General features: G+C 73.9%; 19 protein-coding genes. 10 read left to right on the top strand and 9 right to left on the bottom strand.

From position 1 onward, the window contains the following. Positions 1-37 precede the first annotated feature (37 nt). Positions 38-2503, top strand: a complete 2466-nt coding sequence (locus ACHFIV_RS01020) for a helicase C-terminal domain-containing protein (protein WP_398962063.1) — start codon at positions 38-40, stop codon at positions 2501-2503. Between the two features lie 13 nt (positions 2504-2516). Here ACHFIV_RS01020 and ACHFIV_RS01015 read toward each other — a convergent pair whose 3' ends face one another. Then, positions 2517-3302 carry a uracil-DNA glycosylase gene (locus ACHFIV_RS01015; protein WP_398962060.1) on the bottom strand — a complete coding sequence of 262 codons (786 nt, stop codon included), beginning with the start codon at positions 3300-3302 and terminating at the stop codon, positions 2517-2519. A 326-nt stretch (positions 3303-3628) separates the two neighbouring features. On the opposite strand from ACHFIV_RS01015, the gene ACHFIV_RS01010 reads away from it, so the two are divergent. Next, the gene (locus tag ACHFIV_RS01010) at positions 3629-5272 is read left to right on the top strand and encodes a DNA repair helicase XPB (RefSeq protein WP_398962057.1); all 1644 of its coding nucleotides are present in this window, start codon (positions 3629-3631) and stop codon (positions 5270-5272) included. A 28-nt stretch (positions 5273-5300) separates the two neighbouring features. Here ACHFIV_RS01010 and ACHFIV_RS01005 read toward each other — a convergent pair whose 3' ends face one another. Continuing rightward, positions 5301-5492, bottom strand: coding sequence for a hypothetical protein (locus ACHFIV_RS01005; protein WP_398962054.1), 192 nt, complete (start codon positions 5490-5492; stop codon positions 5301-5303). A gap of 364 nt (positions 5493-5856) precedes the next feature. Between ACHFIV_RS01005 and ACHFIV_RS01000 the strand changes: the two genes are divergently transcribed. Further along, entirely contained in the window at positions 5857-7965 is a 2109-nt protein-coding gene (locus tag ACHFIV_RS01000) for a HelD family protein (RefSeq protein ID WP_398962051.1), read from the top strand. A 372-nt stretch (positions 7966-8337) separates the two neighbouring features. Continuing rightward, positions 8338-9318 carry a lytic polysaccharide monooxygenase auxiliary activity family 9 protein gene (locus ACHFIV_RS00995; protein WP_398962048.1) on the top strand — a complete coding sequence of 327 codons (981 nt, stop codon included), beginning with the start codon at positions 8338-8340 and terminating at the stop codon, positions 9316-9318. Positions 9319-9387: 69 nt separating this feature from the next. Here the strand turns inward: ACHFIV_RS00995 and ACHFIV_RS00990 are convergent, their stop codons facing one another. From ACHFIV_RS00990 to ACHFIV_RS00970, 5 genes are all read right to left on the bottom strand, one after another. Continuing rightward, positions 9388-10077, bottom strand: a complete 690-nt coding sequence (locus tag ACHFIV_RS00990) for a copper homeostasis protein CutC (RefSeq protein WP_398962046.1) — start codon at positions 10075-10077, stop codon at positions 9388-9390. A 178-nt stretch (positions 10078-10255) separates the two neighbouring features. Continuing rightward, positions 10256-11665 (bottom strand): lipase family protein, encoded by a 1410-nt coding sequence (locus ACHFIV_RS00985; protein ID WP_398962043.1) that lies wholly within the window; start codon positions 11663-11665, stop codon positions 10256-10258. Positions 11666-11845: 180 nt separating this feature from the next. Next, positions 11846-12706 carry a biotin-dependent carboxyltransferase family protein gene (locus ACHFIV_RS00980; protein WP_398962040.1) on the bottom strand — a complete coding sequence of 287 codons (861 nt, stop codon included), beginning with the start codon at positions 12704-12706 and terminating at the stop codon, positions 11846-11848. Beyond that, positions 12703-13338: an allophanate hydrolase subunit 1 gene (locus ACHFIV_RS00975; protein WP_398962038.1), complete on the bottom strand. Its 636-nt coding sequence runs from the start codon at positions 13336-13338 to the stop codon at positions 12703-12705. Before ACHFIV_RS00975 ends, ACHFIV_RS00980 begins: the two co-directional genes overlap by 4 nt. Further along, positions 13335-14084 carry a LamB/YcsF family protein gene (locus ACHFIV_RS00970; RefSeq protein ID WP_398962380.1) on the bottom strand — a complete coding sequence of 250 codons (750 nt, stop codon included), beginning with the start codon at positions 14082-14084 and terminating at the stop codon, positions 13335-13337. Before ACHFIV_RS00970 ends, ACHFIV_RS00975 begins: the two co-directional genes overlap by 4 nt. A 215-nt stretch (positions 14085-14299) precedes the next feature. Here ACHFIV_RS00970 and ACHFIV_RS00965 point away from each other — a divergent pair, with 215 nt between their 5' ends. The 3 genes from ACHFIV_RS00965 to ACHFIV_RS00955 all read left to right on the top strand — a co-directional run bounded on the left by ACHFIV_RS00965 (position 14300) and on the right by ACHFIV_RS00955 (position 17390). Next, positions 14300-15025: a GntR family transcriptional regulator gene (locus ACHFIV_RS00965; protein ID WP_398962036.1), complete on the top strand. Its 726-nt coding sequence runs from the start codon at positions 14300-14302 to the stop codon at positions 15023-15025. A 289-nt stretch (positions 15026-15314) separates the two neighbouring features. After that, entirely contained in the window at positions 15315-16028 is a 714-nt protein-coding gene (locus ACHFIV_RS00960; RefSeq protein WP_398962377.1) for a hypothetical protein, read from the top strand. Between the two features lie 66 nt (positions 16029-16094). After that, positions 16095-17390: a Cmx/CmrA family chloramphenicol efflux MFS transporter gene (locus tag ACHFIV_RS00955; protein WP_398962374.1), complete on the top strand. Its 1296-nt coding sequence runs from the start codon at positions 16095-16097 to the stop codon at positions 17388-17390. Here ACHFIV_RS00955 and ACHFIV_RS00950 read toward each other — a convergent pair. Together ACHFIV_RS00950 and ACHFIV_RS00945 are read right to left on the bottom strand one after the other, a co-directional pair. Then, positions 17341-17613: a DUF4031 domain-containing protein gene (locus ACHFIV_RS00950; protein ID WP_398962033.1), complete on the bottom strand. Its 273-nt coding sequence runs from the start codon at positions 17611-17613 to the stop codon at positions 17341-17343. The genes ACHFIV_RS00955 and ACHFIV_RS00950 overlap by 50 nt on opposite strands. Then, positions 17610-17978 carry a hypothetical protein gene (locus tag ACHFIV_RS00945; protein ID WP_398962030.1) on the bottom strand — a complete coding sequence of 123 codons (369 nt, stop codon included), beginning with the start codon at positions 17976-17978 and terminating at the stop codon, positions 17610-17612. Before ACHFIV_RS00945 ends, ACHFIV_RS00950 begins: the two co-directional genes overlap by 4 nt. Before the next feature lie 103 nt (positions 17979-18081). Here ACHFIV_RS00945 and ACHFIV_RS00940 point away from each other — a divergent pair, with 103 nt between their 5' ends. Genes ACHFIV_RS00940 through ACHFIV_RS00930 form a run of 3 tightly spaced genes read left to right on the top strand, consistent with a single transcriptional unit; the run spans position 18082 to position 21577 of the window. Further along, positions 18082-18999: a MurR/RpiR family transcriptional regulator gene (locus ACHFIV_RS00940; RefSeq protein WP_398962029.1), complete on the top strand. Its 918-nt coding sequence runs from the start codon at positions 18082-18084 to the stop codon at positions 18997-18999. 60 nt (positions 19000-19059) lie between these two features. Further along, complete coding sequence (gene murQ / locus ACHFIV_RS00935; RefSeq protein ID WP_398962026.1) at positions 19060-20031, top strand: N-acetylmuramic acid 6-phosphate etherase; 972 nt, start codon at positions 19060-19062, stop codon at positions 20029-20031. 34 nt (positions 20032-20065) lie between these two features. Further along, positions 20066-21577 carry a PTS transporter subunit EIIC gene (locus ACHFIV_RS00930; RefSeq protein WP_398962024.1) on the top strand — a complete coding sequence of 504 codons (1512 nt, stop codon included), beginning with the start codon at positions 20066-20068 and terminating at the stop codon, positions 21575-21577. Positions 21578-21611: the final 34 nt, after the last annotated feature.

Here is a 21611-nt window from a genome sequence, read left to right as displayed (position 1 = left end):
CCCCGACGGTAGCGTTCCAGGGGCTACCGTGGGACGGATGGGGACGACCACACCACCGCGCACGCTCGCCGAAGCCCTGCGCGCCCGGGGCGACGAATCGCTGGCAGGGCTGCTGCGCGCCCGCCCCGACCTGCTCAGCCCCGTGCCGAACGACATCACCCAGCTGGCGACGCGGGCCGGCACGCGCGCCTCCGTCGTCCGCGCCCTCGAGCACCTCGACCGCTTCGCCCTGCAGACCGCCGAGGCGCTGGCCGTGGCGCCGGACCCGGCTCCCTACGACACGCTGCTCGCACTCCTCACCGGTGACGGCCAGGGCGACGGCGACGGGCGCGACGACGCGGGCGCGGCGATCACAGCGGCACTGCCCGGCGCCCTCGCGACCCTGCGTGAACAGGCTCTCGTCTGGGGCGAGGACACCGGGCTGCACCTCGTGCGCACCGCGCGGGAGCTGCTGGCACCGTCCCCCCAGCACCCCTCCCCCACGGGCCTCGGCCCGACCGTCGCGGAGGCCACGGCCGGGATGTCGCCCGGCCGGCTCCAGGAGATCCTGACCGCGGCCGGACTGCCGGCCACCCACGACCCGGTGTCGGCCGTCACCGCGCTGGCCGGGCTCTTCACGGACCGGACCAGGATGGCGGAACTGCTGGACACCGCCCCGGTCGAGGCGCTGTCCGTGCTCGACCGGCTGGTCTGGGGACCGCCCTACGGGGAGGTCACCCCGAACCCCGCGCCGCCCGTGCAATGGCTGCGCGACCGCGGGCTGTTGCTGCCCGTGTCGACCCGCACCGTCGTCCTTCCCCGCGAGGCGGCGCTGCATCTGCGGGCCGGCCGCGCCCACCGGGTGCCCGAGCCGGTGCCGCCGGCGCTCGTCGCGGCGGCCGAGCGGGATCCCCAGGCTGTGGACAGGGCGGCGGCGGGGCAGGCGTTCACCGCGCTGTCCACCGTCGAGGAGCTGCTTAAGCTCTGGAACAACGGCGGCCCGGCCATCCTGCGCGCGGGCGGCCTGAGCGTGCGCGAACTGAAGCGTGCCGCCGGTTCGCTCGACGTCACCGAGCCCGTCGCCGCCTTCTGGATCGAACTCGCCTACGCGTCGGGCCTGCTGGCGTCCGACGGCGAGACCGACGAGCGGTACGCCCCGACGCCCGCCTCCGACGAGTGGCTGGACCTCCCCGCGCAGGACCGCTGGACCCATCTGGCCACCGCCTGGCTCGCCGCCACCCGCACCGCGGGCCTCGTCGGGGGTCAGGACGCCAAGGGCAGGGCCCTGTCGGCGCTCGGCCCCGACCTGGACCGCTCGGCCGCGCCCGAGGTGCGCCGCCGGGTCCTGGCCCTGTTCGCCTCGCTCCCGCCGGGCACCGCACCCGACCCCCGGACCCTGCTCGACCGGCTCCGCTGGGAACGGCCGCTGCGCTCGCCCGGGCCGGGCGGGCCGGCAGCCCCGGGCGAGGCGTCCGACCTCCGCTCCCGGCTCGCCCTGTGGACGGTCAACGAGGCCGAGCTGCTCGGGATCACCGGTCGCGGGGCCCTCTCCTCCCAGGCCCGCGCGCTGCTCGACGAGGGCCCGGACGCGGCAGCCGCCCGGCTCGCGCCGCTGATCCCCGAACCCCTGGACCACGTGCTGCTCCAGGCCGACCTGACGGCGGTCGCCCCCGGTCCGCTGGAACGCCCCCTCGCCGACATGCTGTCGGTGCTCGCCGACATCGAGTCCAAGGGCGGCGCGACGGTCTACCGCTTCACGCCCGGTTCGGTACGCCGCGCGCTCGACGCCGGCCGGGCCGCGGCCGACCTGCACGCCTTCCTGGCCACCCACAGCCGTACACCGGTGCCGCAGCCCCTGAGCTACCTCATCGACGACGTGGCGCGCCGCCACGGCCATCTGCGGATCGGCGCCGCGTCGGCGTACGTACGCTGCGACGACGAGGCGGTGCTCAACGAGATCCTGGCCGACAAGCGCTCGGCGGCCCTGCGGCTGCGCCGGCTCGCGCCGACCGTCCTGGCGGCGCAGGCGAACCCGGGGTCGCTCCTCGAAGGGCTGCGCGAGATGGGGTACGCCCCGGCCGCCGAGTCCGCCGAGGGCGACGTCCTGATCACCCGTGCGGGTGCCCGCCGCACTCCGCCCCGGACTCCGCCCGTCCCCGTGCCCGAGGGCCCGCCGGTCCCGGACGCCACCCTGCTGGCCGCCGCGGTCCGGGCCGTCCGGGCGGGTGACACGGCCGCCAGAGCCGTGCACAAGGACGCTCCGGACACCGCCACGGCGGGTTCCCTCCCCCGCACGGCCCCCGCCGAGACCCTGGCCACCGTGCAGGCGGCCGCGATGACCGGATCGGCGGTGTGGATCGGCTACGTCAACGCGGACGGCGCGGCCAGCCAGCGCGTGATCGCCCCGGTCAAGGTGGAGGGCGGCTTCGTGACGGCGTACGACCACACCGCCGACGAGGTCCGGACGTACCCGCTGCACCGGATCACGGGCGTGGCGGAGCTCGCCGACGAGCAGCCGGCCTGACCCCGGGAGGCGGTCAGGGGACCGGGAGCCCGCCGACGGCCGCGGCCTCGCGGAGTACGTCGACCAGCATGGGCATGGTCAGCCGGCCGGTGAACGTGTTGCGCTGGCTCGGGTGGTAGCTGCCCAGCAGGTGCAGCTCCCGCCTGTCCCCCGTGGCCGGCAGCACGACGTGCGCGCCGTGGCCGAAGGCGGGGCGCGGGCGCGGCACCCGCCAGCCCGCCTCGGCCAGCACCGGCAGCAGGGCCTGCCAGCCGAACCCGCCGAGGGCCACCACCGCGCGCAGCCCCGGGCTGAGGAGGTCCAGTTCGGCGGCCAGCCAGGGGCGGCAGGCGTCGCGTTCCCCCGGGGTGGGCCTGTTCGCCGGGGGCGCGCAGTGCACGGGCGAGGTGAGCCGTACCCCCCGCAGGGCGAGGCCGTCCCCGGGGCGTGCCGAGGTGGGCTGCGACGCCAGACCCACCTCGTGCAGTGCGGCGAAGAGGAAGTCGCCGGTCGCGTCGCCCGTGAACATCCGGCCGGTCCTGTTGCCCCCGTGCGCGGCGGGCGCGAGCCCGACCACCGCCACCGCAGCGTCCGGCGGTCCGAAGCCGGGTACGGGCCGCCCCCAGTACTCCCAGTCCTGGAAGGCCGCCCGTTTGACCTCGGCGACCTCCTCCCGCCAGGCCACCAGCCGGGGACACGCCCGGCACCCGGCGACCAGCGCGTCCAGGTCCGCCAGCCCGGCACACCTCGGCGCGTGGTGCGCCGGGAAGTCCGGATCCCCTGCTCCCGGCCCCGGGCCGGCCGCTTCCGTCGCGTCCATCCCTCCACGCTACGGCCCGCCCTCACCCCGTCCGCCCCGGCCGGTCTCCTCCGCCGGTCCCACGGGTGCGGGCAGGATGCCGCTGTACGCGTCGGCTCCCGCACCCGGTGGGGCCTTCGCCGGGCGTCCCGGTCGGCGCGAGCACCGGGCGGCCGGGGAGCTTCGCCCGGTGCGCCACCTCGCACGGCACCTCGCCGTGGGCTCCCGTCGGGTGTCCTGGCCCATGCCCTCGACGTAGCCGCCCGGTCACGGCCCCGATGCGGCACACTGGACGTTTGGCCGTTCGCATCCGGGCGGCCACCCCACGCCGGAAAGGGCCGACGCGCGTGACCGGACCCCTCATCGTCCAGAGCGACAAGACGCTGCTCCTCGAGGTCGACCACGACCAGGCCGAGGCCTGCCGCCGTGTCATCGCGCCCTTCGCCGAGCTGGAACGTGCCCCCGAGCACATCCACACCTACCGGGTGACCCCCCTCGGCCTGTGGAACGCCCGCGCCGCGGGTCACGACGCCGAGCAGGTCGTCGACGCGCTCGTGGAGTTCTCGCGCTACCCCGTGCCGCACGCCCTGCTCGTCGACATCGCCGAGACGATGGCCCGGTACGGCCGCCTGACGCTGTCCAAGCACCCGGTCCACGGGCTGGTGCTGACGTCGAACGACCGGCCGGTGCTGGAGGAGATCCTCCGCTCGAAGAAGGTCCAGCCGCTGGTCGGGGCTCGCCTCGACCCGGACACCGTGGCCGTGCACCCCTCCGAGCGCGGGCAGATCAAGCAGACGCTGCTGAAGCTGGGCTGGCCGGCCGAGGACCTCGCCGGGTACGTCGACGGCGAGGCGCACCCGATCGAGCTGGACCAGGACGGCTGGGCGCTGCGGCCCTACCAGAAGCAGGCCGTCGAGGGCTTCTGGCACGGCGGCTCGGGTGTCGTCGTGCTCCCCTGCGGCGCGGGCAAGACACTCGTCGGAGCCGGTGCGATGGCGGAGGCCAAGGCGACCACGCTGATCCTCGTCACCAACACGGTCTCCGCCCGGCAGTGGAAGCACGAGCTGGTGAAGCGGACCTCGCTGACCGAGGAGGAGATCGGCGAGTACAGCGGCACGCGCAAGGAGATCCGGCCGGTCACCATCGCCACGTACCAGGTGCTGACCACCCGCCGTAAGGGGATCTACCCGCACCTGGAGCTGTTCGACTCCCGTGACTGGGGGCTCGTGATCTACGACGAGGTGCACCTGCTGCCCGCGCCCGTCTTCAAGTTCACCGCCGACCTCCAGGCGCGCCGGCGTCTGGGGCTCACCGCGACGCTGGTGCGTGAGGACGGTCGCGAGTCCGACGTCTTCTCGCTCATCGGGCCCAAGCGCTTCGACGCGCCGTGGAAGGAGATCGAGGCGCAGGGCTACATCGCGCCCGCCGACTGCGTCGAGGTCCGTGTGAACCTCACGGACTCGGAGCGCCTCGCCTACGCGACGGCCGAGGCCGAGGAGAAGTACCGGTTCTGCGCGACCACCGCGACGAAGCGGAAGGTCACCGAGGCGCTCGTACGCAAGCACCAGGGCGAGCAGACCCTCGTCATCGGGCAGTACATCGACCAGCTGGACGAGCTCGGTGAGCACCTGGACGCCCCGGTGATCAAGGGGGAGACGAGCAACGCCCAGCGCGAGAAGCTGTTCGAGGCGTTCCGCCAGGGCGAGATCAGCGTGCTGGTCGTGTCGAAGGTCGCGAACTTCTCGATCGACCTGCCGGAGGCGACGGTCGCCATCCAGGTGTCGGGGACGTTCGGCTCCCGGCAGGAGGAGGCGCAGCGGCTCGGGCGGGTGCTCCGGCCGAAGGCGGACGGGCATGAGGCCCGGTTCTACTCGGTGGTCGCGCGCGACACGATCGACCAGGACTTCGCGGCGCACCGCCAGCGGTTCCTGGCCGAGCAGGGGTACGCCTACCGGATCGTCGACGCGGACGAGTTGCTCACGGAGAGCTGACGGGGACGAGGGCCGGTCCCGGCGGGGCTCAGCGGCGGCGGCGGACGAGGCCCGCCTCCTCCGCGTACTCGCCGAGGACGGCCACACCGAAGGCGGTGCGCGCGAAGACCGAGACGGCGCGCACCGCGTCTCCTATGCGGTGGCTGCGTGGGTGACCGGTGGCCGCGGTCGCGCCGTGCGCGGGCCCGGTCCTGCGGGGGTCCAGATAAAGGGTGCTCATGCATTCCATGGTGCTCCGACGGGCCGCGCCCCGGCATCAGCCCGCGGACCGAAGCCCGGACGGGTGCGGGTAGGCCGGAGGTCGCATGCCGTCCCCTACGGGAGGGACGCTCCGCCCGTCCGTGAATTCGTTCGCCCCCGTCGGCCGCGGTCGATACAATCGCCGGTCTGCCCGCCTCCCGCACCGTGGTACCGGCCAGCCCTCCGAGCGGCCGGCAGCCGGGGGAGCGCCGCCGACCGGACGGAAACCGGCCGACAACAGCCGCACGCGCCCCCTCGTGCGCGCTCTCTGCGTGAACGTCCCCGAGCGGACCGGGCGGTCAGCCCTGTCCGCCGTCCTGCGTCGAAAAGCCGGAGGCAACACCGTGCCCGCGCACGAAGAGTCAAGCAATCCACTGGTCAGGGAGCGGGAGCACCTCGCCGCGTCCCGTGCCGCGCTGCGCGCCATGCGCGAGGACGTGCAGGCACTCGACATCCGCGACGTCACAGCGAACTGGGTCAACGCCGCGGTCCTGCAGTCGCAGATCGACGACCGCGTCAAGGCACTCGCCGACCTCGCTCACACGCCGCTGTTCTTCGGGCGGCTCGACTACGTGCACGCGGTCGGTGCCGGGAAGGCGGACGACGCGTCGAGGGGGGTGGCGCCCGGTGCCCCGGCCGGGGGCGGTGGCGGGCGAGGGGAGGGAGAGCGCTTCTACATCGGGCGCCGCCACGTCCACGACGCCCACGGCGACCCCATGGTCATCGACTGGCGGGCGCCGGTCTCCCAGCCCTTCTACCAGGCTTCCAGGAACAACCCGCTGGGCGTCGACCACCGCCGCCGCTTCGGCTACACCGGCGGCGAGCTCACCGCGTACGAGGACGAGCACCTCACCGACCCGACGGAGACGGAGCGGACCAGCAAGCTCCTCCAGGCGGAGATCGAGCGGCCCCGTGTGGGCCCGATGCGCGACATCGTGGCGACCATCCAGCCGGAACAGGACGAGATCGTCCGCAGCGGTCTCGGCGGGACGGTCTGCGTGCAGGGCGGCCCCGGTACCGGGAAGACCGCCGTCGGCCTGCACCGTGTCGCCTACCTCCTGTACGCGCACCGCGAGCGCCTCGCCCGCACCGGCACCCTCGTCATCGGCCCGAACCGGTCGTTCCTCCACTACATCGAGCAGGTCCTCCCCGCGCTGGGCGAGCTGGAGGTGGGGCAGGCCACCGTCGAGGACCTGGTGGCGGCACGCTGCGAGGTGCGGGGCACGGACGACGCCGCCGCCGCGGTGGTCAAGGGCGACGCGAGGATGGCGGAGGTCCTGCGGCGGGCGATCCGCTCGCACGTGACGCCGCCGGTGGAGCCGGTCGTGGTGGTGCGCGGCTCGCGCCGCTGGCGGGTCCCGGCCTACGAGGTCGAGGAGATGGCCGGCGAGCTGCTGGCCCGCGACATGCGGTACGGCGCCGCCCACGAGGCGTTGCCGCAGCGCATCGCGCACGCCGTCCTCGTACGGATGGAGGAGGCGGGCGAGGCTCCCGACGACCGGGTGCAGAACGCGGTGGCGCGGAATCCGGCGGTGAAGGCGGCCGTCAAGGCGGTCTGGCCGGCGGTGGACCCGGCGAAGCTGGTCCTGCGGCTCCTGACGGACGCGGAGTTCCTCGCCGCGCACGCGGAGGGGCTCCTCACCGCCGACGAGCAGAAGCAGATCCTGATGACCCGGCCCGCCCGGAGTGTGAAGTCGGCGAGGTGGACGGCGGCGGACGCGGTCCTGATCGACGAGGCGTCCGACCTGGTGACGCGGACGCACTCCCTGGGCCACGTCGTCGTCGACGAGGCGCAGGACCTGTCCCCGATGCAGTACCGCGCGGTGGGCCGCCGCTGCTCGACCGGCTCGGCGACGGTGCTCGGCGACCTGGCGCAGGGGACAACGCCGTGGTCGACGCGGAGCTGGGAGCAGGCGCTGTTCCACCTGGGCAAGACGGACGCGGTGGTGGAGGAGCTGACGGCGGGCTTCCGTGTGCCGCGCGAGGTGATCGCGTACGCCTCACGGCTGCTCCCCGCGATCGCGCCGGGGCTGGCCCCTGTGGAGTCGGTACGTGAGGCCCCCGGCTCCCTCGCCGTACGCGAAGTGGCGGCGGCGGAGCTGGACGCGGCCGTGGTGGCGGCGTGCGAGGAGTCGCTGCGCCAGGAGGGCTCCGTCGGCCTGATCGCCGCCGACGCCCGTGTCCCGGCCCTGTCGGCGGCGCTCGCGGCGGCGGGCCACGCCTGCCTCTCCCCGGGCGAGGAGACGACCGCCGCGTCCCGGCTGACCCTGGTGCCGGCCTCGCTGGCCAAGGGGCTGGAGTACGACTACGTCGTCCTGGACGACCCGGCCGCCGTGGTGGACGGCGAGCCCGACGAGCGCACGGGCCTGCGCCGCCTGTACGTGTCCCTGACCCGAGCGGTGTCGGGTCTCGTGGTCCTCCACGCGGCGCCGCTGCCGGAACAGCTCGCCTAGTCGGGGACCCGGGCGGGGGCGGCCGGGCGGTGTGCGCGCCGCCCGGCCCCCCGAGTCCCGCGCGCGAGCGGGAAGTCCCGCCCACGGGAGGGAAGTCGGGCCGGTGGCTGCGCAAGCCGTTTACAGACCACCCGGTGCGCGCTACGTTTTTGGGAGCGCTCCCATAGGTGCCCCGCCCCCACCCGTCCCCCCACCCGCACCGCACGAGGGCAGGCCGAGGCGAGCCCGGTCCACGGGTCCCGCCCGTCGCTCCGGCATGCCCTCCGGCCGCCCCTCCCGGTGCGCCCCGCTCCGGCCGCTCGGCACTTCCCGTACACGAGGGCCGCCAGGGTCATCTGCCCCGACAGAGATTCCCCGAAGGAGACCAACCTCATGACCATGCGAAACACCATCCGGAAAGGCGCCAGGACGCACGCGCACCGCACCCTGGGCTTCATGGGGGCCGGGCTCCTGGCCCTCACCCTGGCCGGGTTACCCTCCCCCGCGTCCGCCCACGGCGTCGCCATGGATCCGGGCTCGCGCAGCTACCTGTGCTACAAGGACATGATCGCGAGCGGGAACCAGATGCCGTCCAACCCGGCCTGCGCCGCCGCGGTCGCGGCCACCGGCACCACTCCGCTGTACAACTGGTTCGGTGTCCTGGACTCCAACGGCGGTGGGAAGACCACGGGTTACATCCCGGACGGCGAGCTCTGCAGCGGCGGCCACAACGGCCCGTACAACTTCTCCGCGTACAACGCGGCCCGCAGCGACTGGCCGACGACGCACCTCACCGCGGGCACCACCAAGCAGGTGAAGTACAGCAACTGGGCCGCCCACCCGGGCAAGTTCAACGTCTACATCACCAAGGACGGCTGGTCGCCCACCAAGCCCCTGGCATGGAACGACCTGACGCTCACCCAGACGGTGACCAACCCGCCGCAGGCGGGTGGCGCGGGCTCGGACGGAGGCAACTACTACTGGAACCTCCAGCTCCCCCAGGGCAAGACCGGCAAGCACATGCTCTTCATCCAGTGGATCCGCTCGGACAGCCAGGAGAACTTCTACTCCTGCTCCGACATCGTCTTCGACGGCGGCAACGGCCAGGTCACCGGCATGAAGGGCGGCGGGATGTCGGCGGCCGAGCTGGCGGCGGCCGAGAAGAAGGCCGGCATCAAGCCCGCCCAGGTCCATGCGGAGCACGCCGGGCACGCTGCCGAGGCCGGTGAGGCAGGCCTCGTGTCCGCCGACGCCGGATCCTCGGCCGGTTACCTGCCCGCCGCGACGGCGGTGTCACTGACCGGCGCCGCTCTGATCTTCGCCGCCGGGGCGGTGGCCCACAGCCGTCGCCGCCGACAGGCCGGACGGGACTGACGGCACGGGACAGTGCGTGGCCCCGGCCCGGTGACGACCGGGCCGGGGCCACGACGCACGGTCCCCGCCTCATCCGTCCAGGGCATCGCGCCACTCACGTACTGCCGCCTCGTCGACCGGTCCGGCCCAGCCTCCGGGCCGGGCCGCCCCTCCGATGTGGAAGGCCTCGATGCCCGCGGCGCGCAGGCGCGGCAGGTGGTCAAGGCGCAGGCCGCCGCCCACCATGATCTGCGGCTCGTAGCCGGGCAGGTCGGAGTGTTCCGCCTCGGCGAGCAGGGTCTCCAGGCCCGCGTCGACGCCGCTCGGGGAGCCCGCCGTGAGGTAGGTGTCCAGGCCGGGGAGGTCGGCGAGGTGCTTGCGCAGGACGTCGCGGCCGGCCGCGCGGTCGATGGCGCGGTGGAAGGTCCACGAGCAGCCGTCCAGCGCGGCGACGAGCCGCTCGACGGCCACCAGGTCGACCTGGCCGTCCTGGTCGAGGAAGCCCAGGACGAATTCCTCGGCCCCGGCGGCACGCATCGTGCGGGCCTTCTCCACGAGGACGCCCGTGTCACCGGCCGCGAAGCCGTCCGCGACCCTGAGCATGACCCGCAGCGGGATTCCGACGGCGTCCCGGATCTCCTCGAAGACGGCGAGCGGCGGCGTCAGGCCGTCGGCCGCCATGTCGGTGACCAGTTCGAGGCGGTCCGCACCGCCCGCCTGCGCCGCGACCGCGTCCTCCGCGTCGAGAGCGATCACCTCCAGGAGTGCACGGTTGCTCATGGTGTTCCCATCCTTCGGAGCGGCTACGGACTACAGGTCTAGTCCAATAAACCAGACTACGGGTAGGCCACTCCGCGCGCAGCTCCCCGCGCGGACGCGCGCGTGAAGATGCGCGAGGCCGCGGCGGCGCCCGTGGGACGGACGCGCCGCGGCCTCGGGGGTCACGGGAGGAGGAGGGTCAGGGCTGGACCGGCATCGACCAGCAGTTGGACGCGGCCTTCCGGCCGGAGAGGCGGTCGGTCATCCACGCGATGGCGCTGCCCTGATCGGTGAGGTAGGGCGCGAGGTGGTTGGTGAGGATCTTGTCCCCGAGATTGGGCAGACGGACCGGCTCGTACGTCACGTTCACGCCCTTGCGGCACCAGTCGACCGCGAGCTGCCTCGCCTGCTCGTGCCCCACGATGTCGTCATGGACACCGGTCGCCAGGCGCACCGGCGAGGCCGGCTTCAGGGTGCCGATGCGCTGGTCCGCGAGGACGGCCTGCAGCTTCGGCTCGGCCGCGATGACGTCGGCGATCGGCTTGCCGTTCGCGGTCCACTTCTTGCTGTTGGTGAAGCCGTGGCCCAGGATCGCGTCGCCCACGCACATGGTCGAGGTGTCTTTCAGGGCGGCCTTGCCGACGTCGTTCGTGTTCGCGTCGATCACCGCCTTCAGGGACGGGTCGGACTGGGCGAAGCCGTTGATCGACCAGCCCAGCGCGCCGGCCAGGGCGCTGCCGTCTATGCCCTTCATCACCTCGGTGAGGTCGGCGGGCGGGGCTCCGGCGTAGGTGCCCGCCAGATTGACGTCGGGAGCGTACGAGGGCTGCAACTCGGCCGCCGATGCGCTGGCGCCGCCGCCCTGGCTGTAGCCGTAGAGGCCGACCCGGGATTCGGGGGTGAGCGAGGTGCCGGCGACGGAGCGCGCCGCGCGGGCCGCGTCGAGCAGGGCGTGCCCCTCGTCGACCCGGTTGACGTAGGTGTGGAGCCGGTCGGTGGCGCCGAGGCCCACGTAGTCGGTGACGACGACGGCCGCTCCGGCGGCGAGGAAGCGGTAGACCGCGAGGTTGTCGTAGCCGATGGAGACCGTGCCCTCGCCGATGGTCAGCGGGTGCTGGAGCGACAGCGAGGGGGCGCACTGGTCACCCTGGCCCATCGTCCCCGAGGCGAGCGCCACCAGGGGGCGGGGGCCCGCGCCCTTCCACGCGGCGGCCGGCTCGATGTACGCCCCGGTGACGGCGACGGGCCCGCCGCCCGCGTCGGTGGACTTGTACATCAGCCGCGTCGCCGTGCCGGGCAGCCGGCGGCCGTCCAGACCGGGGAGGCTCAGCCCGAGCGGCAGGGGCTCGGTACGGACGAGGGCCCCGTCGGCGGCGGGCAGCCGCGCCGGCGGGTCGTAGAAGGCGGGGATGGTCACACCTCGCGAGACCACCGGCCCGGACCCGGTGGACTCGGTGGCGGAGGCCGGCACTGCTGCCGCGCCCAGGCAGGCGGCGACGGCAAGCGAGACGGCCGGCAGGCGTCCCGCGCGGCGTCCCGGCCGACGGGTTTCCTCACGGTGGGGGGCACTCACGGTCGAGCTCGAACGGGTGGTCTTGCGCGGACTCACGGCTCACTCCTCGCTCTGCTCCGATGAAGGTGAGCGCAAGCTAGCACCGAGGCGTTACCCAAGGTAACTGATCAGTAAGTTACGCTTCGGTAACGTCGGTCGGCGCGTCGGCCGGGCAGGTCCGCGCCGCCGGCCCCGGCGGCGGGCCGCCTGCCGCCGATGCCCGCGTCCGGGTTCCCGTCACGCGCGGACGAAGCGCACCGGCGTCCCCGGGACCGCCTGTGCCGCCCCCGAAAGCGCCGCCTGTGCGACCACGCCCACGACCGGGTAACCCCCCGTGGTCGGATGGTCGTTGAGGAACACCACGGGCAGCCCGTCCGGTGGCACCTGGACTGCTCCCAGCACCATGCCCTCGCTGGGCAGTTCGCCGCCCCGGGCGCGCCCCAGGACCGGCCCCTCCGTGCGCAGCCCGATGCGGTTGCTGCGCTCCGACACCCGGTAGGGGGCACTGGTGAGCGTGCGCAGGGCCGCGTCCGTGAACCAGTCCTCGCGCGGGCCCGCGTGCAGGGGGAGCACCAGCTCGGCGGGGGCGCCCGGCCAGGGCACGGGGTCGGCGTGCGGGACGCCACCCGGACGGCCCAGCGGCAGGACGTCGCCGTCACGCAGGACCGGCGGACCGAGCCCCGAGAGCAGATCGGCGGACCGGCTGCCGAGCACCGGTTCGGGCACCAGGCCGCCCGCGAACGCCAGGTAGCCGCGCAGCCCGTGCACGGCGGGCCCGGCCTCCAGCACCGCGCCGGCGGGCACCCGGACGGGCGCGCCCCACGCGACGGGGCGGCCGTCCACCGTGACCCGGCACCCCGCCCCGCCGACGACCGCGATCACCGGCCGGGTGCCGGTGATCCGGACCGCGCACCCCGTGACCGTGGTCTCCAGCACCGCCGCGTCCGGCGCGTTCCCGACGAGCCGGTTCGCCAGCCGCCGGGCGGGAGCGTCCAGCGCCCCGGCCCTCGGCACACCGAGGTGGGCCCAGCCTGCCCGGCCCTCGTCCTGCACCGTGGTCAGGGCGCCCGCCCGGACCACTTCGAGCCCCTGGCTCATCCGGGAACCCCCGTCCGCACGAAGCGCACACGGACGCCGGGGCGGAGGAGCGCGGCGGGTTCGCGTCCCGGGTCCCAGAGCGCCTCCGGCTCCGGCATCCGGCCGATCAGCTGCCAGCCGCCGGGCGACTCGCGCGGATAGACGCCGGTGTACGGCCCCGCGAGGGCCAGGGCCCCGGCCGGTACCCGGGTCCTGGGCGACGCCCGGCGCGGCACCCGCAGACGGCCGGGCAGGCCCGTGAGGTACCCGAAGCCGGGCGCGAAGCCGCAGAAGGCCACCCGGAACTCCGTACGGGCGTGGATGCGGGGCACCTCGTCCACGGGGACGCCCCAGGCCCCGGCCACATCGGCGAGGTCGGGGCCGTCGTAGACGACGGGGATGTCGACGGCCTCCCCCGCGTCCCGGCTCAGGGGCGGGACGGTCCACGACCGCAGGCGCCGGGCCAGCGTGCGGTCCTCCACCCCGTCCAGCAGGACCGTCCGCGCACCGGGGACGATCTCACGCACGGCGGGCAGGTCCCCGGCGTCCCGGCGGCGGAGGAGCTCCGCGTGGAAGGCCTCCGCGTCCTCGCCGGAGGCCAGCTCCACGAGGAGGGCGCGTGGTCCGGCCTCCAGGACCCGGACGGCGTTCACGCGAACGCCCGCACGCTGACGCCCGCTTCCTCCAGGGCGGCCCGGACCCGCCGGGCGAGCGCCGCGGCCCCCGGGGTGTCCCCGTGGACACAGAGCGAACGGGCGGCGACGGCCACCCTGCCGCCGTCCACCCCGGTCACCGCGCCCTCGACGGCCATGCCGACGCTGCGGCGTACGACCTCGTCCGCGTCCTGCACCACGGCGCCCGCCTCGCCCCGTGGGACGAGCGTGCCCCGCGGGGTGTACGCGCGGTCGGCGAAGGCTTCCGGCACCGCGGTCAGCCCCGCCGCCTCCGCACGGCCGAGCAGCCGCGAGCCGGGCAGCCCGAGCACGGCCGGGCGGCCACCGGCGAGCAGCACGCCCTCGACCACCGCTGCGGCCTGCTCCTCGTCGTGGACGACCCGGTTGTACAGGGCGCCGTGCGGTTTCACGTACGAGACCGTGGAGCCGGCCGCCTCGGCGAAGACCCGCAGGGCGCCGATCTGGTACGCGATCTCGGCGGCCAGCTCGACCGCCGGCACGTCCATGGCCCGCCGCCCGAACCCGGCCAGGTCCCGGTAGGAGACCTGGGCCCCGATGCGTACGCCCCGCTCCGCCGCCGTGTCGCAGACCCGCCGCATCACCGAGGCGTCGCCGGCGTGGAAACCGCAGGCCACATTGGCGCTGGTGACACAGGTCAGCAACGCGTCGTCGTCGGTGAGGGTCCAGCGTCCGAACCCTTCACCGAGGTCCGCGTTCAGGTCCATCGGCCGCGCCGGGCGCGTCACTCTCGTCAGATCCGCCACGCACACACGCTAACGATTGTTCAACAATCCGACAAGGGTCCGCCCGATGCCTGAGACACTCGTACGGTTCACCGGCACCGCGCTCCGCGCACGGCTCACGGGACACCAGGCGCACCTCGGACTCCGGCGGCAGCGGGCGGAGCGGGCGCGACCGCACGACAGGCAGGGGACGGGGCATGGCGGGGACGACGAACGACGGAAGGGCCGGCGGCGCGCCGGACCTCTCCGAGCTGGCGGCACACAGCGCCTCGCTGGAGCGGTCCGGTACGGCGGAGCGGGTCGCCGCCGTCCTGCGGGAACGGATCACGGAGGGCTACTTCCCGCCGGGCAGCCGCCTGTCCGAGGAGAGCATCAGCGGCGCGCTGGCCGTGTCCCGCAACACGCTGCGCGAGGCGTTCCGCCTGCTGTCGCACGAACGCCTCCTGGAGCACCGCCTCAACCGGGGCGTCTTCGTCCGCGTCCTGGCCGTGGACGACCTGGTGGACATCTACCGGGTGCGGGTCCTCGTCGAGTGCGCGGCCCTGCGGTCCCTGGGCGAGCCCCCGTTCGACCTGACGGCGGTCGAGGCGGCGGTGTCGACCGGCGAGCGGGCGGCGCTCCACGGGGACTGGCCCGCCTGCTCCACCGCCGACATCCGTTTCCACCAGGCACTGGCGGGCCTGGCGAACAGCCCCCGCACCGACGAACTGATGCGCAGCGTCCTCGCCGAGCTGCGGCTCGCCTTCCACGTGATGACCGACCCCCGGCGCTTCCACGAGCCCTACCTCACCCGCAACCGCGAGATCGCGGACAAGCTGGCCAAGGGGGACGCGGCCGGCGCCGAGCGGATGCTCGCCTTCTACCTGGAGGACTCCCGGCGGCAGTTGGCTGAGGCGTACGCGGAACGGCTCGGCGACCGGTAGCCCCGCTCGTTCCACGAACCGCACGCCGCCCTCCCGGCCTCCGGAGCGCCCGCGTGCACCCCGAATGCGGGCGTATCCACGGGAACCACCCGCGCCCTCACCCTCCGGCCACGGCCGGCCCTGATCGATGCAGCGGGGATTGTTGAACAAGACCCTGAGGTGCCGCATACCACCTACCCCCGTCCGGTCAGGACTGTGCACCGCATCTCACCGGGCTGCCCACGGCACCCGGTCACTGAACGGGCGCCGAACAGCGGGGCGTACGTCCTACCCTCGGCGTATGAGCGGCATGAGCGAGAGCGGACCCCACCCATCCGACAGCGGCACCTTCGAAGGTCCCCCCACCGGCGGCGCGCTCCGCGACCGCTGGCGCGACGCCCTGCTCGCCGTACGCGGCGGGCACGGGCCCGACCCCGGTCCGTACGCCGACGCCCTCCTCGCGCGCTGGGCCGAACCCCAGCGGCGCTACCACACCACCGCGCACCTGATCCAGGTCCTGGACCACGTCGACACCCTGGCCGGCCACGCCCGGAACCCGGACCTGGTGCGCCTCGCCGCCTGGTTCCACGACGCGGTCTACCGCCCGGACCGCTCCGAGAACGAGGAGCGCAGCGCCGCGGTCGCCGAACGCGCGCTGCCCGAGGCCGGTGTCCCCGAGGCGGCGGCGGCGGAGGTCGCCCGGCTGGTGCGGCTCACCACCGGCCACGACCCGGCGGACGGCGACGCCGACGGAGAGGTGCTCTGCGACGCGGATCTCGCGATCCTGGCGGCCTCCCCGAAGGAGTACGCGGCCTACGCGGCGCAGGTGCGGGAGGAGTACGGCTTCGTGCCGGAGGACGCGTTCCGCGAGGGGCGGTCGGCCGTCCTGCGGCAGCTGCTGGCCCTGCCCAGGCTGTTCCGTACGCCCCACGGTGCGGCGGAGTGGGAAGCAAGGGCACGGCAGAACCTCACCACCGAACTTGACCTTCTCACCCACTGGGACGAGGGAATGACAGGCCCGTAGGCACTGTTACCCACTGTCATGCCCGACTCCGCCTCCTCCACCCCCGCCGCTCCCGGCCGTCCCCGTATGCCGGTGGCCGTCTACATCCTCGGCCTCTCGGTCTTCGCCCTCGGTACCAGCGAGTTCATGCTGTCCGGGCTGCTGCCGCCCATCGCCGACGACATGGACGTGTCGATCCCGCAGGCCGGACTCCTGATATCCGCCTTCGCGATCGGCATGGTGGTCGGTGCCCCGCTGCTGGCCGTCGCCACACTGCGGCTGCCCCGCCGTACGACTCTCGTCACGCTCATCACCGTCTTCGGGCTCGGCCAGGTCGCGGGCGCGCTGGCACCGACGTACGAGGTGCTGTTCGTGTCCCGGGTGGTCAGCGCGCTGGCGTGTGCCGGCTTCTGGGCTGTCGGGGCCGCCGTCGCCATCGCGATGGTGCCGGTGAACGCACGGGCGAGGGCGATGGCGGTGATGATCGGCGGACTGTCGATCGCCAACGTGCTGGGGGTGCCGCTGGGTGCCTTCCTCGGGGAGAGCTTCGGCTGGCGTTCGGCGTTCTGGGCGGTGGGCGCGGCGTCCGCCGTGGCACTCGCCGGCGTCCTCGCGCGCATCCCGCGCATTCCGCTGCCGGACGAGAAGCCGCAGCTCAAGAAGGAAGTCGCGATCTACCGGGACCGTCAGGTGTGGCTGTCGATCGTGATCACGGCGCTCGCGGCGGGCGGGGTGTTCTGCGCGTTCAGCTATCTCGCGCCGCTGCTGACGGATGTGGCGGGACTCGGTTCGGGCTGGGTGCCGTGGGTCCTCGGGCTGTTCGGCGTCGGCGCGGTGATCGGTACGGCCGTCGGCGGGCGGATCGCGGACGCGCACCTCTTCGGCGTGCTGCTGAGCGGCATCAGCGCCTCGACGGTCTTCCTGGTGGCGCTGGCCCTGTTCGCGTCGAACCAGGTCGCGGTGGTCGTCCTGGCCTTCCTGCTGGGCCTGTCCGCCTTCTACACCGCCCCGGCCCTCAACGCCCGGATGTTCAACGTCGCGGGTGTGGCCCCGACACTCGCCGGGGCGACGACCACGGCCGCGTTCAACCTGGGCAACACGAGCGGCCCGTGGCTGGGCGGCGTGGTGATCGACGCGGACTTCGGCTTCCGGGCCACGGCCTGGGCGGGCGCCGCGATGCTGCTCCTCGGTCTGGCGGCCGTGACGGTCTCGATGCGGCTGCGCGGCGGTGCGCCGTCCCGGCGGATCGCGGGCGCCCCGGCGCACGCCGCCCCGGTGCGGGGCATTCCGGGGCAGGCACTCGGTCCGGAGCGGAGCATCCCGGGGCAGGCGGTCAGCCCGGCGCGGGACGCCCCTTCGGCCGCCGCAGACCCGCGTCGGTGAGCCGGCGCACGATCTCCTTCGACCCGACCTCCCGCGCCCCGGCGCGCACCGCGTCCGCGTAGCGCTCCTCGGGGATGTCGTAGTGGTCCCGTTCGAAGGCCCGGGGCGGGCAGCCGATCGCTGCGGCGAAGGCGTGCAGTTCCGCGAACGACTCGTCGCTGACCAGGTGCGACCACATGCGGCCGTGGCCCGGCCAGGTCGGCGGGTCGATGTAGACGGTCACCGCCCGAGCACCCCGGCGAGCGATCCCACCGGCGCGACGGACACCGCCGTCTTCGTGCAGACCCAGCGCGGATCGGGTCCGAGCTCCGGCTCGACGTCCAGGGCGTGCGGGCCTCCCTCCGTGCACACCGGGCACAGCGGCCAGCGCCCGTGCTGTTCCAGGAGGGCGTCCTGCACGTCCTGCGCCACGAGGCCCGTGACGAAGGACACGCCCTCGGGCCACTGCTCGACCCACCACCTCCGGTGGGCCACCGCGTCCTCGACCATCGAGACGATTCCGGCCTGCGCCACGTCGCCCGCGACGAGGTCGGCCATCACCAGCGCACGCGCGGTGTGCAGCGCCTGTTCCAGGCTGTTCAACTCCATGGGCCCATTGTCCCCCCGCCCCGGACACCCCGGACGTGATCCTTCAGAGGTAGGGACCAAAGGGGGGTTGACGGGGTTCATCCGGTGAAAATATCTTTCAGACGTGACCAATGACGTGAAGGAAAGTTTCAATCCGGACTCGCCGCCCGCCCCCGCGGCACTCGCGGCCAAGGTCCGGACGCTCGCCCCGTCCATGACCCGTTCCATGCAGCGGGTCGCCGAAGCCGTCGCGGGGGATCCCGCCGGGTGTGCCGCCCTCACCGTCACCGGTCTCGCAGAGCTCACCGGCACCAGCGAGGCGACCGTCGTACGCACGGCCCGCCTCCTCGGCTACCCGGGTTACCGGGACCTGCGTCTCGCGCTCGCCGGTCTCGCCGCTCACCAGCAGTCCGGCCGGGCGCCGGCCGTCACCGCCGACATCGCGGTCGACGACCCCATCGCGGACGTCGTCGCGAAGCTCGCCTACGACGAGCAGCAGACCCTCGCGGACACGGCAGCCGGCCTCGACACGGTCCAGCTCGGGGCAGCCGTCTCCGCAGCCGCGAGCGCGCGCCGCATCGACATCTACGGCGCCGGCGCGTCCTCCCTGGTCGGCCAGGACCTGGCGCAGAAGCTGCTCCGCATCGGGCTGATAGCCCACGCCCACATGGACCCGCACCTCGCCGTGACCAACGCGGTGCAGCTCCGCCCCGGCGACGTGGCCATCGCGATCACCCACTCCGGCTCCACGGGCGACGTCATCGAGCCGCTCCGGGTCGCCTTCGACCGCGGCGCGACGACGATCGCGATCACCGGCCGCCCGGACGGGCCCGTCTCGCAGTACGCCGACCACGTACTGACGACGTCCACCGCGCGGGAGAGCGAGCTGCGGCCCGCCGCCATGTCGAGCCGCACGAGCCAGCTCCTGGTGGTCGACTGCCTCTTCATAGGCGTCGCCCAGCGGACGTACGACACGGCCGCACCCGCGCTGTCCGCCTCGTACGAGGCGCTCGCGCACCGCCACACCCCGCGCAGCCGCTGACACAGCCGCACCCGCACCCGCCCGCGCACCGTACGAGCACGAGAAAGCAGAGCCCCGTCCATGACCTCCCCCACCACCGACGCGAACGCCGGCTCAACCGCCTCCGGCGGCTACGGCGAACTGCGAGCCCAGCTCGCCACCCTCACCACGGAGGCGTTCCGGCCGGAGTTCGCCGAGATCGACCACCTGCCGACGCCGGAGATAGCCCGCATCATGAACGGCGAGGACGCCACCGTCCCCGCCGCCGTGGCCGAGAAGCTGCCCGAGATCTCCGCCGCGATCGACGCCACCGCCGAGCGCATGGCGCGCGGCGGGCGGCTGATCTACGCGGGCGCCGGCACCGCCGGCCGTCTCGGTGTACTCGACGCGAGCGAGTGCCCGCCCACCTTCAACACCGACCCGTCCGAGGTCATCGGCCTGATCGCGGGCGGCCCCTCCGCCATGGTCAAGGCCGTCGAGGGCGCCGAGGACAGCAAGGAGCTGGCCGCCGCCGACCTCGACGACCTGGGCCTCACCGCCGACGACACGGTGGTCGGGATCTCGGCCTCCGGCCGCACCCCGTACGCCATCGGCGCCGTCGAGCACGCCCGCACCGTGGGCGCGCTCACCATCGGTCTCTCCTGCAACGCGGACTCCGCGCTCGCCGCGGCGGCCGAGCACGGCCTGGAGATCGTGGTCGGTCCCGAGCTGCTCACCGGCTCCACCCGCCTCAAGGCCGGCACGGCGCAGAAGCTCGTCCTGAACATGCTGTCGACGGTCACGATGATCCGGCTCGGCAAGACGTACGGGAATCTCATGGTCGACGTCCGCGCCTCCAACGAGAAGCTGCGCGCCCGTTCCCGCCGGATCGTCTCCCTCGCCACCGGCGCGTCGGACCAGGAGATCGAGGCGGCGCTCGCCGCCACCGACGGCGAGGTCAAGAACGCCATCCTCACCATCCTCGGAGGGGTCGACGGCCCCACCGCCGCCGCACTCCTGGCCGACTCCCGAGGCCACCTCCGCGCCGCCCTGGCGGCTGTCCGAACCACCTGACGCACCACTCCCCGCACAGCAAGGCACCACGCACATGGCTACTGAAGACAAGAACCGCGCCACTGCCGCCGCGATCCTGCCGCTCGTCGGTGGCGCTGCGAACGTCAGCTCGATCGCCCACTGCATGACCCGGCTCCGGCTGGGCCTGCACGACCGTTCCCTCGTCGACGACGAGGCCCTCAAGGCGGTCCCCGCCGTGATGGGCGTGGTCGAGGACGACACGTACCAGATCGTCCTCGGCCCGGGCACCGTCGCCCGGGTCACCCCCGAGTTCGAGCAGCTGGTCGAGGAGGGCCGGGCGTCGGACGCCCCCGGTCCCGTGCACACGGCCGAGGAGCTGGCCGACAAGGGCGCGGCCCTCAAGGCGCAGCAGAAGGCGAAGAACTCCACGCCGTTCAAGCTGTTCCTCCGCAAGATCGCGAACATCTTCGTCCCGCTGATCCCCGCTCTGATCGGCTGCGGCATCATCGCGGGCCTCAACGGCCTCCTGGTGAACCTCGGCTGGCTGACGTCGGTCACCCCCGCACTCGCCGCGATGGCCTCCGGTTTCATGGCGCTGATCGCGGTCTTCGTCGGCTACAACACGGCGAAGGAGTTCGGCGGTACGCCGATCCTCGGCGGTGCCGTCGCGGCGATCATCGTCTTCCCCGGCGTGGCGAACATCGACGCCTTCGGCCAGACCCTGGCCCCCGGTCAGGGCGGTGTCCTCGGCGCGCTCGGTGCGGCGGTCCTCGCCGTGTACGTCGAGAAGTGGTGCCGGCGCTGGGTGCCCGAGGCGCTGGACGTCCTGGTCACCCCGACACTCACCGTCCTGATCTCCGGCCTCGTCACGATCTTCGGCCTGATGTACGTGGCCGGTGAGATCTCCTCCGCCATCGGTACGTTCGCCGACTGGCTGCTCTCCACGGGCGGCGCGGGCGCGGGCTTCCTGCTCGGCGGCTTCTTCCTGCCCCTGGTGATGCTGGGCCTGCACCAGGCCCTGATCCCGATCCACACGACGCTGATCGAGCAGCAGGGCTTCACGGTCCTCCTCCCGATCCTGGCCATGGCCGGGGCCGGCCAGGTCGGCGCGGCGGCGGCGGTCTACCTCCGCCTCCCCCGCAACGAGTCGATCCGCAGGACCATCAGGTCCGCCATGCCCGCCGGCCTGCTGGGCGTCGGCGAACCCCTGATCTACGGCGTCTCGCTGCCCCTGGGCCGCCCGTTCGTCACGGCCTGTGTGGGCGGCGCGTTCGGCGGCGGCTTCGTGGGCCTGTTCAACCAGCTCGGCGACTCGGTCGGCTCGACCGCCATCGGCCCGTCCGGCTGGGCCCTGTTCCCGCTCCTGGACGGCAACCACGGCCTCGGCTCCACCATCGCGGTCTACGCGGGCGGTCTGCTCGTCGGCTATGTCGCAGGCTTCGTCGCCACGTACTTCTTCGGCTTCAGCAAGGCGCTGCTGACGGAGTTCGACGTCTCCCAGGAACCGGCCCCCTCGACGGTCGCGGCCACCGGGCCGGCCGCCGCGTCGGGCGGCACCCCGGCCAAGGAGCCGGCCGGCGTCTGACCCGGCCGCCATCCCTCCGACGGCATCCGCGCGC

The sequence above is a fragment of the Streptomyces sp. ALB3 genome, from assembly GCF_044385685.1.
Classification (GTDB): Bacteria; Actinomycetota; Actinomycetes; order Streptomycetales; family Streptomycetaceae; genus Streptomyces.
Note: the sequence above shows the minus strand (reverse complement) of the source record. Positions and strands in the feature narration are given on the sequence as shown.

What these genes read in the sequence shown, in the direction of transcription:
- ACHFIV_RS01020 (WP_398962063.1), top strand. Translation starts at nt 38, where the DNA reads ATGGGGACGACCACACCACCGCGCACGCTCGCCGAAGCCCTGCGCGCC.
- ACHFIV_RS01015 (WP_398962060.1), bottom strand. Translation starts at nt 3,302, where the DNA reads ATGGACGCGACGGAAGCGGCCGGCCCGGGGCCGGGAGCAGGGGATCCG.
- ACHFIV_RS01005 (WP_398962054.1), bottom strand. Translation starts at nt 5,492, where the DNA reads ATGAGCACCCTTTATCTGGACCCCCGCAGGACCGGGCCCGCGCACGGC.
- ACHFIV_RS00995 (WP_398962048.1), top strand. Translation starts at nt 8,338, where the DNA reads ATGACCATGCGAAACACCATCCGGAAAGGCGCCAGGACGCACGCGCAC.
- ACHFIV_RS00990 (WP_398962046.1), bottom strand. Translation starts at nt 10,077, where the DNA reads ATGAGCAACCGTGCACTCCTGGAGGTGATCGCTCTCGACGCGGAGGAC.
- ACHFIV_RS00980 (WP_398962040.1), bottom strand. Translation starts at nt 12,706, where the DNA reads ATGAGCCAGGGGCTCGAAGTGGTCCGGGCGGGCGCCCTGACCACGGTG.
- ACHFIV_RS00970 (WP_398962380.1), bottom strand. Translation starts at nt 14,084, where the DNA reads ATGGACCTGAACGCGGACCTCGGTGAAGGGTTCGGACGCTGGACCCTC.
- ACHFIV_RS00965 (WP_398962036.1), top strand. Translation starts at nt 14,300, where the DNA reads ATGGCGGGGACGACGAACGACGGAAGGGCCGGCGGCGCGCCGGACCTC.
- ACHFIV_RS00960 (WP_398962377.1), top strand. Translation starts at nt 15,315, where the DNA reads ATGAGCGAGAGCGGACCCCACCCATCCGACAGCGGCACCTTCGAAGGT.
- ACHFIV_RS00955 (WP_398962374.1), top strand. Translation starts at nt 16,095, where the DNA reads ATGCCGGTGGCCGTCTACATCCTCGGCCTCTCGGTCTTCGCCCTCGGT.
- ACHFIV_RS00945 (WP_398962030.1), bottom strand. Translation starts at nt 17,978, where the DNA reads ATGGAGTTGAACAGCCTGGAACAGGCGCTGCACACCGCGCGTGCGCTG.
- murQ (WP_398962026.1), top strand. Translation starts at nt 19,060, where the DNA reads ATGACCTCCCCCACCACCGACGCGAACGCCGGCTCAACCGCCTCCGGC.
- ACHFIV_RS00930 (WP_398962024.1), top strand. Translation starts at nt 20,066, where the DNA reads ATGGCTACTGAAGACAAGAACCGCGCCACTGCCGCCGCGATCCTGCCG.